The sequence below is a fragment of the Nocardia sp. CA-135398 genome, from assembly GCF_050955845.1.
Classification (GTDB): domain Bacteria; phylum Actinomycetota; class Actinomycetes; order Mycobacteriales; family Mycobacteriaceae; genus Nocardia.
Genome location: NZ_CP192084.1, coordinates 3,717,037 through 3,735,095 on the forward strand (window position 1 = coordinate 3,717,037; position 18,059 = coordinate 3,735,095).

1 protein-coding gene is annotated in these 18,059 nt (G+C 65.7%); it reads left to right on the forward strand.

What is annotated here, in order from left to right; genetic code table 11:
* Nucleotides 1-3: 3 nt before the first annotated feature.
* A complete protein-coding gene (locus ACQP1T_RS16475; protein WP_433761243.1) occupies nucleotides 4-17,946 on the forward strand; it encodes a helix-turn-helix domain-containing protein in 17,943 nt (5,980 codons plus the stop codon).
* Nucleotides 17,947-18,059: the final 113 nt, after the last annotated feature.

Genomic DNA, 18,059 nt, shown 5'->3' on the forward strand with positions numbered 1-18,059 from the left:
CCGGTGGACGGTTTGTGGTCGCTGAATCCGGTCGTGGAGCTGCGCAAAGCGTTCGAGGAATTGCCCCCGGGGGTGCGGCGCCCGATCGTAGTGCTGGTATTCGGGGGAGAACTGCCACGCGCCGACGTGTCCGGGATGCGATGGATGGCCGCGGAGCTGCGGGCCAAGGCCGCCGCCATGAACGCTCATGCCGAGGACGCGGAAAAGCTACTGGCGCAAGAGGATTCGCTGGGCGCGCTGGGTGACCGAGTGCGCGAGGTCTTGCATCTGCACCGCGAGGGCGCGGTCAGGCTGCGGGAGGAAGCGCTGGCGTTGGCCGATCAAGCGCACGCGGCCGCCAACGATGCGGAGAAAACACTGTGCGTGATGTTCGTGTTCGGTATCGAGCTGGCCTGGCGCATCATCAGGATGGTGGCGGTAGCCGCCGCAGCCGGTCCGGCCGGAGAGGTTGCGGCGGCTCCCATGGTGGAGTCGATGCTGGTCGAGGGCCGTGCCAAGGTCGCGCTGATGCGCGCGGGGCTGGAGAAGGCCTACAAGGTGGGCGCGGCGAAGACGGCGGCACGATTGTCGGCGTTGGGGCCGCACCGGTTTGCTCTTGCCGTCGGTACGGCCGCCGCGCTGCCCGCGGGTGTGGATCTCGGGGTACAGCTCATGCAGGTCGGGTCCGGCGACCGGATCTCGACCGTCAAGGGCCCGAACGGCGAGAACCCGATGGGTATCGATCTGAAGTCGATCGAGGCCGCAGGAGTGTCGGGAGCCGGAGGTGCGGTGGGCGGCATGGGCGCGGGCGTGTTCGCGCCCAAGGTCGTTCCCGCTCTGGCGACCGGCCGTGCGGCACTCGGGCTGGTACAGGGGGTCGCGGGCGCGGTGTCCGGTCTGGGCGCGGCGGCATTGATCACGGGCTGGCCGGAAAACTCCGAAGACGTCCTGACGTCGCTGCTCAACGGCGGATTCGCCGGAGTCGTGGATGTGCACGGCGGGGCCCACTCGAATCCCGGTTCCGCCATCGGTGAAGTGGTCGACGGCAGCGGTGCCTACGTCCCTCCGGATCCTTCCACGGTGAGTCTCAGCAAGGATGCCGTGATGCGGCTGGCGGGGGCTCCCCAGGAGACGAAATCGCTGACCCCCGCTCCGGTGGACGGCAACGGCGGCACCACCCCGCAGCTCGCGAACTCGGCCGCGCCCGGCCAGGCTACGGCGCTGCTCGGCGGGCACTTGGTATCGGAGGGTTCGCCGGGAGCGACGGGCGACCGACAGCACGAGCCGGACGGGTCGGGAGATCTGCCGCGGCGTCTCGCCGATGCGGGATCGGGTGCGCAGGCTCCTGCCCCGGATGAAGACGCGAACAAAAGGGCAGCGGCGGACGGGCGCCCGGGCGAGCCGGATTCGCCTGCGCGGCAAGGCGACCACGCAGCAGCAGACCATGGTGATGAGCGCTCCGGTGGTGGTGCGCAGACCGGCGGGGATGTGCAGGGCGCTGGTGGCGCTACGCAGACCGGTGATCGTGCGCATGGTGGTGATGGGCAGCAGGATGGTGCCGATGCGCGTGGCGGTGGCGCGCAGGCCGGTGGCGCCAACGATGCGCGAACCGGGGACCGCGGGCAGGCCGGTAGTGGCGGCGGCGCGCACGCTGGTGATGGCCAAACCGGTGGCGGTGGGCACGGTGCTGGCAGTGGCGGCAATGCGCAGGCCAGTGGTGGTGTGCACGGTGGCGGTGACGGTGCGCAGGCTGGGAGTGTTGTGGCTTCTGGTGCACTCCTGGCGGGTGCGGGCGATGACCACTCCGGTTCGAAACCGCAGCAATCGGCAAGCCACGGCGAAGGCAACGCGCACTCGGTCGGTGTCGGCCGGAGCGCCTCGGCTCCGGCCGGCGACGGTGCGGCTGGGCACGAGTCGGCGGCTCCGCGGTCGGGACCGGGGGCGGCGAAGGTCGATTCTCCAGTGGAGATGGGCAATGCGTCCGGCCGCCATGGTGCGGGTGGTGAGGGCCCGGCCCGGGTTACGGCCCCGAAGCAGGTGGATGTACCGCCCGCGCACGAGCCGTCGGCGGTGGAGCACACCAAGGATGCGGTGCCCGCTGACGCTCGCCCGTCCGTGTACGACCGACCCGACCACCCGGCGGAGGCGCTGGCACAGGAGCTGGCCGGGTTGCCGTCAGCGGATCCGGCGATCAGGCGGGACCTTACCGCCGAGCAGCAGACGCAGTTCAAGGCCGCGGCCAAGAAGGCGCTCGCGTTGTACCGGCTGCGACAGGAAGAACTGTCCGGTGAGACCTGGGAGCAACGCAGGCACACGATGGAGCAGGGCGATCGGGTGGAGTCGCTGCTGCGGTACATCGACGCGGTGCGTGAGGGAACCGGCATGACGCCGCGGTGGAATCAGATCAAGGCATTCCTGCTCGGCGAGCACGGGTTCATGCGTCAGATGGGCACGGGCCAGGGCAAGTCCATGGTCGGTGCGCTGGATACGTTGTGGCAGTTGTCGCGCGGGGAGCCGGTGGAGCTGGCGAGCGGTGAGTCGGCGCGCGTGCATCATGTGATCACTACGACCGAGGTGCTGGCCAATGAGGGGGTCCGGGAATTCGCGCCGATGCTGCGCAGTCTCGGATACGAGGTCGCGCGTTGGGATCCGCACAGTCCGCCGGGTGAGGTGGATCGCCCGACCGTGTACTACATGACCTACGACGAGCGCGCGACCGCCGAGCTGTTCGACCGGCCGCCGCCGGGGAAGACCGCGACCATCGATGAGGCGGACGCGGTGCTGGTGCACAACCAGACGGTGCACTACCAGTCCGAAGGGCAGCGGGAGCTCGCCTCTGAGGTGGAGGCCGCCGGGGTCTACCGGGTGCGTGACTTCTTGAAAGCCGTGTTGCGTAGCAGGATCACGGCGGCGAAGGACCTGTCGGTGCATTTCGAACAGGCACTCCACGACGGACCGTTGACGGCGGAGGAGGCCGGGGCGGTACGGGCGCTGTCGCCGGAGGAAGTCGGGGCGGCACGGACGCTGACGGCGCGGTCGCTGCGCGAGCAACCCGAGCAGTGCCTCGACACGGTCAGCCGGTTGTGGGAAAGCTACGCGGGGCGGAAGTTCACCGCCGAGGAAACCGAGATGGCCCGTGCTTTCCTGGACGTCAAGGCAGGCCGGTTGAAACTGAATCGGGACTTCCAGATCTTCGGACACGATGCCGAGAAGAAGGTACAGATTCTCGACGAGTACGGGAAGCCGCGAAGCGATCCGAAGATCGGCACCGAGAGCCGGTGGTTCGGAGGCCGCCACAAAATGGTGGAGGCGATGTTCGGTGCCCCGGTGTATTCCGATGGGAAGGGATCGAAACAGGTCACCGTGGAGGACGTCCTCGGCGGGTACGAAAAATTGCATCTGATGTCGGGCACGCTGGAGCGGACCGCGGCGGAGATCAAGGAGAATTTCCCGGTCCAGGGTGGTCTGGCGAAGGTGGAGGACTTCGGCCGGTCGAAACTGGTGGGGGAGCAGGATCGGATATTCCTCACCGAGCCGGAGAAATTGCGGGACGCGGTGAGTCGGGTGCAGCAGTTGCAGGCCGAGGGGCGGCCGGTGCTGGTGATCTGCCCGTTCAACGATCTGGCTCGCAAATTCTCGCTGATGCTGACCAAGGCGGATGTGGAACACACTGCGATCGACGGCCAGTGGTTCGCCGCGCATCGCGACAACAATGCCGCCGAGGAGCACTTGCTGTCGGTCAAGGACACCGCGGGTGCTCGGGGCGCGGTGACCGTGGGCACGGGGATGCTGGGCCGGGGTTTCGACGTATCGATCAGCGACGAGGTCAATCAGCTGGGCGGGGTGCACGCGCATATGCTGGGGCGTTCGCCGACCAATCCGGACGAGGACCATCAGCGGTCGGCGCGCGCGGGCCGCAACGGCCGCAACGGCAGTTTCTGTTTCAGCGTCGCCGCGTCCGACCGCCTCTACAGCGAGGCGCAGCATCACGGTGCGCGGGTCGCGATCACCCACTATCGGGCCGCGGTGGCCAAGCATGCCGAGGCCACCGCCCAATACACCGAAGCTGCCCGGCAGGCGGGCAATACGAACGCGGCACAACCGGAGGAGGCCGTGCGTGCGGCACGGACGAAGGTCGCGGCCACGGCGGCCGATGTCGCCGCGGCCGAGCGGGAGATGCGCAGCCTGACGTCCCCGCTTCAGAACGACGCGGCCGACCGCGCCTATCTGCAGCGTGCGATGCGCCGCGCCAACCTCGCCCACGCGCCTCCGACCGCAGGAGATCCCGCAGCCAGTTCGGCGACCTCGCTCCAGAGCACTATCGCTGCGGGCCTCCCCAACGCCGGGCCGGACACTGCGGCGGGTGTTGGCCAGACCGAATCGGCCACCAGCTACGCCGGAGCGGATTCGGACCGTGCCCCGACGGAGGCCGTGTCCGCCGAGCCTGCCGCCGTCCAACCGCACCTGTCGGGGGACCGGTTCGCGCGGCTGGCCGGGTGGCTGGGGATACCCGCATCGGTCCAGGCGGCCGCGGCCGTATTCGACACCGACAATGATGACGACCCGTTGAGCCGACTCATGGAACGAGCGGGCATCTCCTCCGCTGCCGTGGAAGCACTGAACCAGCACCTCGACCACGCCCCGCCCGTGACGGTGATGCAGACGGACGCCCTCAGCGACGAGCAAGCGCTGAATCATCTGAGGCCGCAGCGTAACCGGCTCGCCGCCGAACTCGGCTGGGAACCCGCCCAGGTCGCGGGCGCGGAGGGCGTGCGCCAGGTCGGCGCCGCCGTCGATACGGCCCGCATCGAGCTGGCGACCCTGCTGGACGTTCCCGCCACCGAGGTCAACGCCGCCACCGCCCGCGACGTGCTCGCCGACGCGGTCGCCCGCCTGCTCGGCGACACCGAAACCGCCGACGACCCGGCCACCGAACTCCGCGTTTTCGCCGCCTCCGCCTTCCTGGCCGTCACCGCTCTGCTCGACCTCGCCGTCGCCATCCACCAGCGCAGCCCGAAGAGCTGCGTCAACAACGGCGTGACGATGATGCGGGTGCTGTACCCCGACAATGAGCACGCCTACCGCATGCCAGCCGACATGCCACTGCGGGGCCACAACGAAGAAGACACCGAGCGGGCCTTCGGCGGCGCCTTCCGGACATTCGCTTCGCTGGACGAGACCGCCGAATCGCTGAAACAGTGGCCCGGGGGTAGCCAGGCACTGGTCTACAAGTGGGTGAACAAGGGGCAAGTCGAAAGTCACCTGGTGCTGCTGGTCAATGACAGTGAACGGGCCGACGAGCCGAACCTGGTCGTCCTCGACATAGCGGCCGCCCCGGGCGAGGCTCCGATCACTCCCGCCGATCTGGCCAAACCCCGCGCGCTGCTGAACAAAGCCGTCCCGTTCGAGCAGTGGCAGCGCGAACAGCAGCCGTACATCGACCTGCTCGATGAGGCGGACCGGGACGTCCTCGCAATCGAATTCGACAGTGCGGGCGAACCCCTCGACCGGCTGTCCACGACGCAGCGCCCAGTCGTCTCCGCCCAGGATCCCAGTTCGCCCCCGCCATCGCTGTGGTCGAGCCGCGCTCCACCGCTTCGGCGGAACGAGTTCGCACTCGCCGGCCATCGCCCTCTCGGCGACGGCTTGTCACCGGACGGCTCCGTCCCGGCCGAGTCCAGGCAGTCCGCGCAGCAACCCCGGCGGAATCCTTTGGAGCAGACTCTCGAATCGGTCCGGAGTATCGACTGCGACCCGGCAGTCGCCTCGGACGCGGAGCGCTTCGTCATGCGGTGCTATGAGGAGTACCGCCAGCGAATAAAGGAAAACGATCGGATCATCCGGCAAGAAGTTCTCGAGAGTATTCAGGCGATGGCACCCGAGCACGCCGCGCGGGAGGCCCTCGCATACGTCGACCAGCCCGAAATCCGCGCGAGCATCAACCGCCGAGCCGCCGACAGTACCCGGAGGCTTATCCACAACATCGAACGCCGCGCCAAGCAAAAGCAGACGAATCTCCCCGACCGCCTCGCCCACCTCTATCGGATAGGAGCGACTGCCGAGGACGCAAAAGGGGTGCCGTGGCAATCCACCAAGAAGGCGACGCCAACCCCTCGCCCCACACCCACCGGACAAGACAAGCCGGGGAATCGTATCGGCAGCCGCCCACCGGATTACACACCGGAGCCGGTCGCTCGGCAGTCCTTCGAAGAAGATCCAGCGGCCCGGGACGAGCCCTCGATGCCGGATCCGGTGCGTGCCACGCACCAGGAACTCACAGTCTGGGCAGCTCAGCTGTCGGATCGTGAGTTACAGCGTTTCCTCGCCGAAAAGCAGGCCGAAGCGTCAGCTCATGTGGCAGCCGTGCATCGCGGTCGACCACCCGCGGTCAACATGGCCATCGGGACGGCACGAGCACAGATCGCCTTGGCGACCGAGCGATGGCAGCGGCTCACGGACAGCAGTACTGAAGCGTCGATCACCGAGGCCCGGACTGCCGCCGACGCCGCGACCGCCGTCTTCCATATCATCGGAGCGCTCCCGATGACAGCGGCGCTGCCATCGGCCTTCGCCGATGATCCCGACGGTCTGCTCGACCTGCTGACCCGATTCCCGGAGCGACTACTAGTGGCCGCCGAGCTGGACCAGGCCGCCGGAGTCGACGCAGCGGATTGGGCAGAAGTCGCCGATGCGCTCCTGACCGAACACCGTGGCGGCGACTGGGATTCGGAACTGATCCGGGCGCTGCGATCGCTGCCAGTGAAGGCAGCCGAATTCACGCGCGCGCTCACCGGCTCGGACCGCGACTTCGGCGCGTCGGCCACGCAGTACATTCCGGATGCCTACCACGCGGCACTTTACTTCCTGACCCGAACCCGAGATGTCGAGCAGGCGGTGGCCCGGCTGCGCGATGTGGATCACGCGGTCGCGGCAGCGATGGACCGCCTGGGATCGTCCCGGCCGGCCACCGACGCGGGCTTATCGCTACTTCAGCTGCGAATCGATATTCACGAAACAATGGCCTACGCGGCCGCCGCCATCGCATCGAAGATGCGGGCCAGCACACTTCTCGGGCTCGAGCAGAACCCGCTCTTGCCGCAAATGGTGGCGCGGGTTGTGGATGACCTCGACACCATGGCCCGCCACGGCTCGGAAACACCGAGACCTCTTCGGCCCGCCTATACCGCTCATCCGGTGACGTCGGAGGAACCATTCACCGATGACGACTACCGGGAAGCTATCGGCTCGAATTTCCAGCCTCGGGTGCTCGGCGCGCACGACGGACAGTTCCGCACGGTGCAAGGTACGTCTTTCGAACCACTACGGACCGGGACAGCGGGAATTTCCTTTGTCATGGACCGGTGGGGCCGGATGGTCGGTGAGAGCGAACACGCCCACCTGATGCATGTGCTGGCTGCCATGGGGGACGAGGCGGCCGGCTGGGGCGTGGTGTACACCGACGAGGACGGCCGCCCGGTTGGGCAACTGTATCCCTACGCATTGGGCGGCCTGTCCGACCCGATGTGCACAACACAGTTACGCGATGTGCTGATGCGGGGAGGATTCGACCTTACCGACACCCATTTCAACAACGAATCTCTCGGTCGGCTGTGGCAGGGCGAATTGCCATCGCTGCCGGATCTGTTCACTATGCGCAAGTGGGGCCTGCTGAACAGCATCGTGGCGACCTTCGACGCGTACGACGACGGATTCTGGGTGCGGACCGATAGCGAAACGATCACCCAAAGCCCCGATGAGGTGCGGGTGCCACTGACTCTCGGTCCATTGCGTCGAGCGCCTGGGCACCTCGACGTAGTCGTATATCGTGCGGGCGAGCACATCATCGTGCAGTACCGCGACTGTGACCCGGGTGCCGAACCTGAACAGGTTGCGCGGGTGTTCAAGGCCTTCCACGAGCGGATGACCAGGTGGGTATCCGAGTCCGACGGTGTCATGTTCCACCCCGACACCGATGATGTGGTCGTCACTTTCGAAGAATCCGCACCGGATTTCATCGGCAGCCGCCCGGGGGTAAGCGATGGTGATCGGCGCGACGAGATCGACGACAACGGGGCCACTCCGTGGTCACGGCAGCAGGAGAGCCCGTCTCCGGAGCAGACGCAACCGATCGTGTGGCCGGACCCTGGCGAGGTCAAGCCGTTCGGTCGATGGCTCGAAGCTGCCCGCAATTCCCGGGGCATATCTCGCAGTGAACTGGCCGCCCGCATGGGTGTGCCCGGTTCGGCCACATACATCGGTTCATTCGAGCGCGGTGTCAAGCCGACCCGCGAAATGGTTGTGCGCATCCTCGATGCCTTGGATGCCCCGGCTGACGTGGCCGAGGCGGTGCTCCGGGAAACGTTCACAGCGGAAATCGAGAACCTGCCCGATCCCGCGGATCCGAAATTCCCGCACCCCAATGCTTGGCTCGTGGCCGCGCGTAAGCGTCGGAAAATGTCGCAAAAGGAATTGGCCGCTCACGTCGGCCTGAGCGTGACCCAATGGGCACCGAGGGAACGTGCCACTAACCCCCGGACCAGGGCGTATCAGATCACTCGGGAGCAGGCGCAGCGCGCGCTCGAAGCCCTGGCAGCCACGGACGAAGTCGCCAGCGTGTTCATGCAGCGATTCTATCCGGATGCCACATCGGAGACCGCGCCGCCGAACAGTGGTCGCGGTAATCCTCCCGATCTCATCGGCAGTCGTCCGCGGGACGACGAAACTCCGCTCGCCCCCCTCGACGCCGGTCGCATCGGCAGCAGTCGTGATACCGAATCGGACGGACCGACAAGCTTCATCGGCAACCGTCCTTCGGACAGTGCGCCCGGCCAGCCACTAAACGTGTTCTCACCCGACATGTCTGTGGCGGACGTCCGTGCGGCGGTAGCGCAGGCACTGAGCGATCGTGACGCCGACGGTGCGTCGGCGGAATTCCCGTCGCAGTTGCCGGATGTCGCCGCGATGCCGGTGCAGTACGCACGGACAGCGTTGCCCGACCGGGCGGACACAGACCACGGAATCGATCACGACACGGCCCAGGAGACACCCGATGTGGTGCGAACCCAGGCGATGCGGGGACGTCCGGGAGTCACGATCGAGCTGATGACCTTCGATGACGGTGTCCAGGTCCTCCGTGAGACCTACGCCTATGCCGACCACGCCATGCAGGAGTGGGCGAAGGCGCTGATCGGCCGGGTCATGGGAGCGCCGATCGCCGAGGTGCGCCTGAGTCCACCCGAATATCATGTCCTCTACCGCGATTACCAGTACGAGGGAGCGCGTCGAGACCCCAGTGCGTCCGACATGCTCGGCATCTTCGCGGCCATCACCGGCAAGAAGAGCCCCTTCGCCGCCGCCTTCGTCCGCCATGTCGACGGCCGCAGCGTGTGGCAGGACCATCACCTCGGTCGGCAAGACATCGTCGACATCGGACTGCAGGTGGACCGCCTCGGGGACGAGCTGGAACAGCTGGTATTTCCCGGGTCGCTCTCGCGGACAGTGCTCGATACGCAGATGGCGGCGATGCGCGCGCTGCGCGAGTTGGCACGGCATGCCGAGCATCCGCTGCGCATGGCCGGGCTCGATGACCAAGCACGGGCCAAGGCTCGGGTGGTCGAGGACTTCGTGCTCGACCACCCTTATCTCGAGCTGGCCGGTTTCGACAGTCCGCACGTCCCGGTGGCGACGGTCGGGGAAATCCTGGGGAAACTGGATGACCTGCTCGGAAGGTACCGGTACACCCCCGGTTTCCAGAAGCTCATGACCAACATTCGCACACTGCGGATCGACTTCCTGTTCGGGTCGCGCGCCGAAGCCGAACCCGAGCAGGACAAGCACGGTCCGCATGGCGAGATTTCCACCGTTCGGACGGAATTGACATTCAGTTTGCAGTACGCGGCCGATCGGGATGAGGCTCGCGCTGATGACAACCGTCGTCTCCAGTACGGAACACATCCGAGCAGTGGCCAACCGTATGCAGATGACGTCTGCCACGAATTCGCCCACGCGATCGACCAAGCCACCGGTTGGGAACTCAGCCGGAACCTCCCCACCGTGCTGCGTAATGCTCACGCGAAGCTGAAAGAGCACGGCCTGATCGAAAGTTACGCGGAATGGCTCAACCGCCTGCCGTCGTACGCGTTCACCAACTCGGCCAAGACCACACTCAAAGAACGCGAGGCCATCGCCGTCGGATTCGCCGACGCGGAGATCAACGGCATTGTCGTCGGTACCCCGCAATGGGTGATCCATGAGTACCTCACGAAACTTCGCCCGCCGGAAGTCTTTTCGGCACAACCCACAACGCACCGGCCGGACGGTCCCGAAGGTTTGATCGGCAGCAGGCCGTCGGATGGCCCGATCGACGGCGCTGCGCGAGTCGACGAAACCGGCACGGACAGCACGGTCGCCCGCCGGAACGCCGGGCTCGAGGATTATCACGACGGACCGGCCGAGCGACGCACTCCTCCTGGCGCGAGGTTCGCAGAGCTCATAGACGACGGTCTCGACGCCGGGGTGGCACGTACCGATTCGTTGCCGGGAGCGCCGGGAGTCAAGTGCGAACTGGTGACCTTCGGCAACGGCTACCAGGCCGTCAGGGAGACCTACGATGCCGCAGTCAACGCCACGGTGGAATGGCTGAAATCGTCGATCGGAGGTGCCATGGGCGCACCGGTTGCCGATACATGTCTGCAGCCCGGCGACTACACGGTCCTGTACCGGGAACTCATCGCCGGCCGACCGGCGGACATGGTGCTCCCGCAGTCCTCAGCCCGAGCCTACGACTTGGGACTGGTCCACGATGACCTGAGCCAGCAAGAACGGGAGCTGGCCGCGGCGCTCGGCCCCCTGGACCGCAGGTATCTCGACGCCGCCCCCGGTGATCTACTCGGGCTGTTCGACGCCGCGACCGAGACGAGGCGCAGCACTCGGCACTGGAGTGTCGGGCCGGACGGCACTGTGCTCGCAGGGCGGGGCGCAACAACCGCCGAGGATAGCGGACCCAGCCCATTCGCCGCGAAGTTCGTACAGCGCGTCGATGGCAGGGCAGTGTGGCGAGACCACCACCTCCCACGGCGAGACATCACAGCCATCCGGGAGCAGGTGTCCTACGTCGGGGAACTGGTGGAGGAGCGGCTGGCCGATCTTCCGGAGACGCACCGGAAATTGCTGCACAAAACGCACCAGCGGGCGCTGGCGGCGCTGGCTCGGGTCGAGCAGCACGCTGTCCACACCACGGAGGAGACCTCGCATGTCAGCGGGTTGAGCGCGGACGCGCAGGCCAAGGCACGGTTGGTGGAACAGTTCACTCTCAACCATCCGTACTTTGCGATCGCCGGTCTCGAGCACCCCCTCGTGCTCGTCGAAGCCGCGCGGGAAATCCTCCAGACGTTGGACGAACTGCTCACGAAGTACCACTACACGCCCAGGTTCCGCAGGCTCATGACCAACATCCGCGGGCTGCGCTTCGACTTCCTCGACGATCCGGACATCAACGCTGAGACCGTTCCCGGCGGCCGCGATCGGACCCAGTGGATGACGTTCAACATGCGCAGGGCCGCCAACCGAGCACAGGCCATCGAGGACGACAGCGAAGACAGCGCGACCGGTTATCACCCGAGCAGTGGACATCCCTACCACGACGATGTGGTCCACGAATTCGCGCACGCGATCGATCACGCCACCGGAATGCGCCTCAGTGCGAATATCGAATCCGTGCTGCACGACGCCTGGGAAGCGCTGCGGCGGCACGGCATGATTGCCGAACCGTATGACGCGTGGCTTCGGCACCTCCCGGAGGCAGCCTTCACCAGCACGACGAAGGAGACGCTCGCCCCGCGTGAAACCGTTGCGGTCGGGTTCTTCGATGTGGAGATCAACGGACCCGTTGTCGGCACCCCGCAATGGGTTGTCCACCACTACGTGAGCACCCTGCGGCCGCCGGAGGTTGGCTCCGGCCCGGCGGCGTCGCACGACGCGCCGGAAAGTCGCGGTACGGACGCCGATTCCATGGACGGCTACATCGGCAGCAGGCCGATGTCGGATCCGGGTGATCGCTCCGACCAGGACGTCGCCGGGGTTGTCGAGGTGGGGGATCTCACCGATGAGCAGGTGCTGGGGCATGCTCTCGTTTCCGAGCAGCTTCTGCTCACCCAGGAGAATGCTGTCGCACTGTCGGATGCACTGACCGAACGCGATCAGGCCGTCGACCGGATCACCGGTCAGGTGCGGCAGTTGGAGCATGCGCTCGCGACATTGGTCGGTGAATCGGGAACGGTAGACATGGTGTCTCTGACCGGTGTCCGCGATGAGCTGAATGCATTCTTGGACCAGCGATTGGCCGCATACGCCGAAACACCAGAGGGACGGCGTGACCAGATGATCGCGACCCTGCGTGCGATCAGCGCGAAGCCACGTCTCGACGAGAGCGATATTCGAGTTATTACCGAGATAGTCCCGGTCAAGCAGAGTGGATTCGCCGCATTGCTTCCCGGTGCGAAAGATCGTTACGCAGAGGTGTTGCACACCGCGGCCCGGGTTCGGCTTGCGGAACTGGATTCGCATCGGGTGGAGGCGTCCCGAGCCGACGACGCGATACGGCGTTTGCAGCGGGGAGTCCGAGCGCAGCTCGACCGCGCGGCAGAGCTGTTCGATGACCACGGTTCGCGCCGGACGGTCCAGGGTTTGCTCGACGACATCGATTCGATGCGATCCGAAATATCGGCGGCGCGTCGTGATATGAGCGCTGGATGGCACGATGTGCCGGACAACGGGCTGGCACCGTTGCTGTCAGAGATCGCCCGAGGTCTGCGCACCAGAGACGATGTAGTTGATGCAGTAGTCGCCATTGCCGCGCCCCGGCGCATCACCGTGATCGTTGATGACCTACTGAGGATGGTCGAACGGTCCGCGGTAAGCATATTCGCCGAATGCTCGATGCGAGGATTCGTGTTCGGGGATCACGAGGCAAGAAACGTCAGGGCCTTGGCGGACGCCATCGCCCGCGTGCGCACCATGGTGGGCATTCCTGAGGCAAGCTCCGATCTGTACACCCGAGTAGTGGACAAGTCGGCGGAGTACCGATCCGATTTCGGCAGCTACGTGGATCAGGCCGACACGTTATACCTGCACTTCACACCAAACATTCACGCCATCGCCACAGCGGGCATGATCCGATCCGGCGCACACGACGAGGTCATCAACACAACGGCCGCCCATTCCGTCGGGGTGCATTTCATCAAGCCGGGGGACTGGCAGGGGACCGAAAACTTCAATATGTACGTCGGATACGCCGGACTCCGCCGCACACTCGAACCCGGAAACAGCACTGTACTGCCGGACCCGCTCGGCGCGATCGTCGTGATGCCGCTCGGCGCGATCATGAAGACAACGCCGATACGCAACGAGGCCAAGACGACAGCACCGGACGAGGCTCATCTGGCCAGCGACGCCACGTTCCGTCCATTGGACGGGAATCCCAGATACGCCTACTCCCTCGACGACGCCTACATCATTCCTTGTTACAGCAACCTGCAGGTGTCTCGGGAGGAGCGACTGATCATCGACCCCGACACTGGGGAACGAAGCGTTCGTCCGGTTTCCGAGCCGATCCGCGACGCCTTTCGCCGCGCCGGATACGACGAGGCCTGGATCGACCGGCACGTCATCGAGCTACCAGAACGCATCGCAGCGGACCCCGACACTCGCATGCTCTACGGGGAGTACGACCGTACCCAAAGGCTGATCCGGCAGGCACAGGACGAGATCAAGCGGCGGATGGCCGAGGACGGGACGTACACGGATCGACTCGTCGTTCCATTGACCACCGAGCATGGGCGGCAGTTCGAGACCCTCGATATACACGGCACAACGCCGCCGGGTAACCCATCCGTTCCTGCCCTCGAACGGCTGATTGTCACCGACCGGCACGCGCCGGCCAGTGATGCGGAGAAACCGCAGATCAAACGCACTCCGTGGAATCGGAGCGGCCGCCCGGACGGAGCACCCGACCAGCAGGAACAGCGCACTCGACCGCGCGGACCGGGCGGTCTGATCGGTAGTCGGCCCTCATCGGAGCCAGGGGGTGGGGCCGCACTGCCCGTCGAGGATTCCACCACGCACGGCGAACCCGCCAGGCCTGATGCAGTTGGCGCCACGCGAGAAGAACTCGCCCACTGGGCAACTCAGCTGTCCGACCACGGCCTGCGAACCTTCCTCACCCAGACCCAGACCGAGACTTCTGCATACATCGCGGACCTGCACCGTGGACAACCACCCGCGCTCGAAGCAGCCATCGCAGCAGCACGAGTTCAGACCGCGTTGGTGATCGAACAGTTGCATCGAAGCGCAGCAGGCGGTTCTGGATCGTTGCTCGCCGCGGCCGATGCCGCCAGCAATGTATTCGAGATAATCGGAGCGCTCCGAGTAGCCGACACGCGGTCGGTATCCGACCGACACGATCTCGATATCCTGACCCGATTCCCGGAGCGACTGCGCGCAGTCGCCGAACTCGGCGCGGCGCGTTTCGTCGATGGCTCGGATTGGGCAAGGCTGGTCGACGCATACCTCGTCGCGGGGCGCGACAATGACTGGGATCAAGAGGTGATCCAGTCGCTGCGCTCGCTACCGGTGCAAGCGGCGGAATTCGTTGCGGCACTTACCGGCTCGGACCGGACCTTCGGCGACGTTGCCAGTCGATTTATTCCGAACGCCTACCGGGCGGCGATGTACTACCTGACCCGCAGCCACGACACCGACCAGGCGATCGACCGGCTTCGCGAGCTGGACCACGCGGTCGCGGCGGCGGTAGATCGGCTGGGGTCGACCCGGGCGGCCACCGAGGCAGGGCTGTCGCTGCTTCAGCTGCGAATGGACATCCACGCGGCAATCGCGTCCGCTGACGGGGCGATCGCTCCCGCTATGCGATCCAGCGCCATGCAGGGCCTCGACCACAATCCGCTGCTACCGCAGATGATCGAGCGAATCGTGCTCGACCTCGGTGCTCTCGCCCGGCACGGCTCCGAGACACCGAGACCGATCCGACCGACCTACACCGCGCGCCCCATTGCGGTCCAGGATTTGCTCGGGGCCTACGACGAGGACTATTTTCCCGTTCTCGAAGCTCTGGCTTTCGCTGTCCATGACGGGAATTTCATCAAATCGACCGGACCCTCGTCAGAGTTACTGCGGACCGGATCGAAGGGTGTTTCCTTTGTGATGGATCAGTGGGGCCGATTCCTGGCCGCGATCCATCACAATTCCTTGGTTCACTTGATATTGGCTATGGGAGTCGATCTGGCTGGCTGGGGCACATTATTCACCGACCGGTACGGACGGCTGGACGATCCGGTACGTCCCTATGGGGTGGACGGCGTCTTCGATCCCATGGGTACCGCCCAACTGCGTGATGCGCTGACACGTCGCGGGCTCCGTCTTGATGACACCACCTTCGATAACGCGAGCCAAGGCAAACTGTGGCACCTCGATTCGACACCGGTGTCGGCGCTGTTCACCATGAAGCCGCTCGGCGTCCTGGGAAGCATCGAGTCGATGTTCGCTGTCTACGACGACGGTTTCTGGATAAAGCCTGTTCGCGGCGGAACAACATGCAGCGCCGACGAGGTGCGAGTGCCGTTGATCCTCGGCCCTCTTCGCCACGAACCGGGCAATATCGAGGTTGCCGTATATCAGCAGGGCGACCGCACGATCGTCCAATATCGTGACCCCGACCCCGGTCTCGATCCCGACCGAGTCGCCCCCGTATTCGCCGAGCTCCATCAGCGCATGAACCGATGGGTGGCCGAATCCGAAGGTGCCGAATGGCACCCCGACACCGCCCAGGCAGTTCACACCTTCGAACGACACCTCGAACGATCAGCTCCCGAGCAAGACCAGCCCGACGGCTACATCGGCAGTCGCCCAACGGATTCCACACCTGGTTCGAACGATCCGACCCGGTATTCATCCGCGGTGTTGGCACCGGACACACCCGCGCCGCAAGTACGTACTTCGCTGGCGGAGTCGCTGACTTCTCTCGGATTGGTCACCACTTCGGCAGAGCTGCCCACCGAACTGCTCGATGTCGCTGCGTCGCTGGTGAACTACGGTCTAGCAGCTGCGGGTGGCGACAGCGTCAAAGTTTCTATATCGAGCAGAGACAACGACGACGGCTTCACGGTCGGCGGAATGCGGTCTGGAACAACCATTGTCCGTGCCCGTAGGGCTCTGGAGTCGGAGCTGTTGGGCAAGGGGTTCGGCACGTTCGAGTGGCGGGGGCGGAGAGGGGAAACGGATTCTTGGTCGGTTCACCTGTGGGGAGATCGAAACAGCATCGGCCACGTCGACGCCGCGCAGTTGGCCGGGCTGGCAACGGGTTTCGATGTGGGTCGGGTGAGTTCGGCGGTGTCCACGGCGGTCGGGCGGGCAACACGACGCTGGGGTGGCCTGAAAAGGACCGGCGCGCTGGCGGTCGAGGTGCACGATGGGCAGCTGCGGGTGCGAATGCTGGGGACCACTCCGCTCGACGGTGTCGCTTACGAGCCCCCCACGTTGTTCGACGAGACGATCAGGCCGCCCGGCACGGACCGGCCCGGTGGATTCATCGGCAGTCGGCCATCGGAATCCGCCGAGACGGACGGCCGTTTCGCTGAATTGGCGCGCAACCGCGCGGAGGCCGCAGCGGAGTTACGCGCGGCGGCACGGCAATTCGGCGAACAGCCACCCGCCCGCGGTGCGGAGGCCGCGGCCATCGAAGCATGGCGGCACGGCCAGAAATCCTCGGCCGCGACGATTGCCGCGCTGACCGGAACCAACCCCAGCTTGGTGACGACACAGATAAGCGAAGTGCTCAACCTACTGCACAGGCGGTTGACCGCGCTCACCCAGCCCGAATGGGACCGACTGCTCAGCAACGCCGGACAGCAGCTGTTGACAGCGCTCGGTCCTTGGATCGGTCGCAGTCTCGAGCTGGAAGACGATCTCCAACGTGCCACGATACTGGCACACGAAGGAACACCGGACAACGCACTCAACCACTCGAATGGCGAAAGGCGCACGCAGCGATCACGAGATCTCGACGACATGCTCGGTCGCTCTGCCATCAGCGGCGACGTAGCGGCGGACGCGGATCTTGATCTACCGCAGGCACTCGAACGCCTCGCCGCCTCGGCGGCGCAACCCCCCACGGGTCGCCTCCTGAACGCGCTCCTCGATCATCTGCGGTTCGCCCGGCTGATCCAACTGACCACCACTTGGATGGAACTCGACGGATACATCACCAAGAACTTCGGCAGATTCGAGACATCGGAACAGTCAGGTGATTCGGCCCAGGAGGAAGATCGCCCATCTGAGTCCATCGCGAACCACCCGCCGGATCAGCTGACTTTCACCAGACCGGCATATGAACAAGGGCCGCGTGGTTTCATCGGCACCAAGCCACCGGAGAGGCCCGAACAGCAGGAACCTGCGCAGAAAGATCGTCAGCCGACGCCGTGGTCACGCTCGGGCAATCGGGCCGCAGCGTCCGACCCGGCTGATTCCACCCATCGCCCCGAGCCGTCGGGTGCCACTCCATGGTCCCGGCCGACCGACAGTTCAGGTTCGGCCACGAATCTTGCCCCGTTCGACCGGGGCGTGAAAGTGCCGCTGCACGACCTACCCGGTCCGGCCGATCCCGAATTCCCGCACCCCAACACGTGGATCGCGGCCGCGCGCAAGCGCAGGAAGATGTCTCAGAAGGACTTGGCCGCCCACGTCGGTCTGAGCCTGACCCAATGGGCGGTGAAAGAACGCGCAACGAACCCACGCACCAAGGAGTTTCAGGTCACCCTGGAGCAAGCACAGCGTGCGCTCGAGGTGCTGGCCGTACCGGCGGACATCGCTACCGCGTTCCTGCAACGGTTCTATCCAGACGCAGCAGCGGAGCCCGGCGCCGATGATCCGGGCCCGCACGACCGTCCGGTTTCATAGGCCATCGTCCACCGTCCGACGAATCCCCAGGTCGCCGAACCGAGCACGATTCGGCCGAGGAGACAGCCGCCGCGGTGGGAATCCACAGTGTGCCAGAACGTCCCGGAGTCACG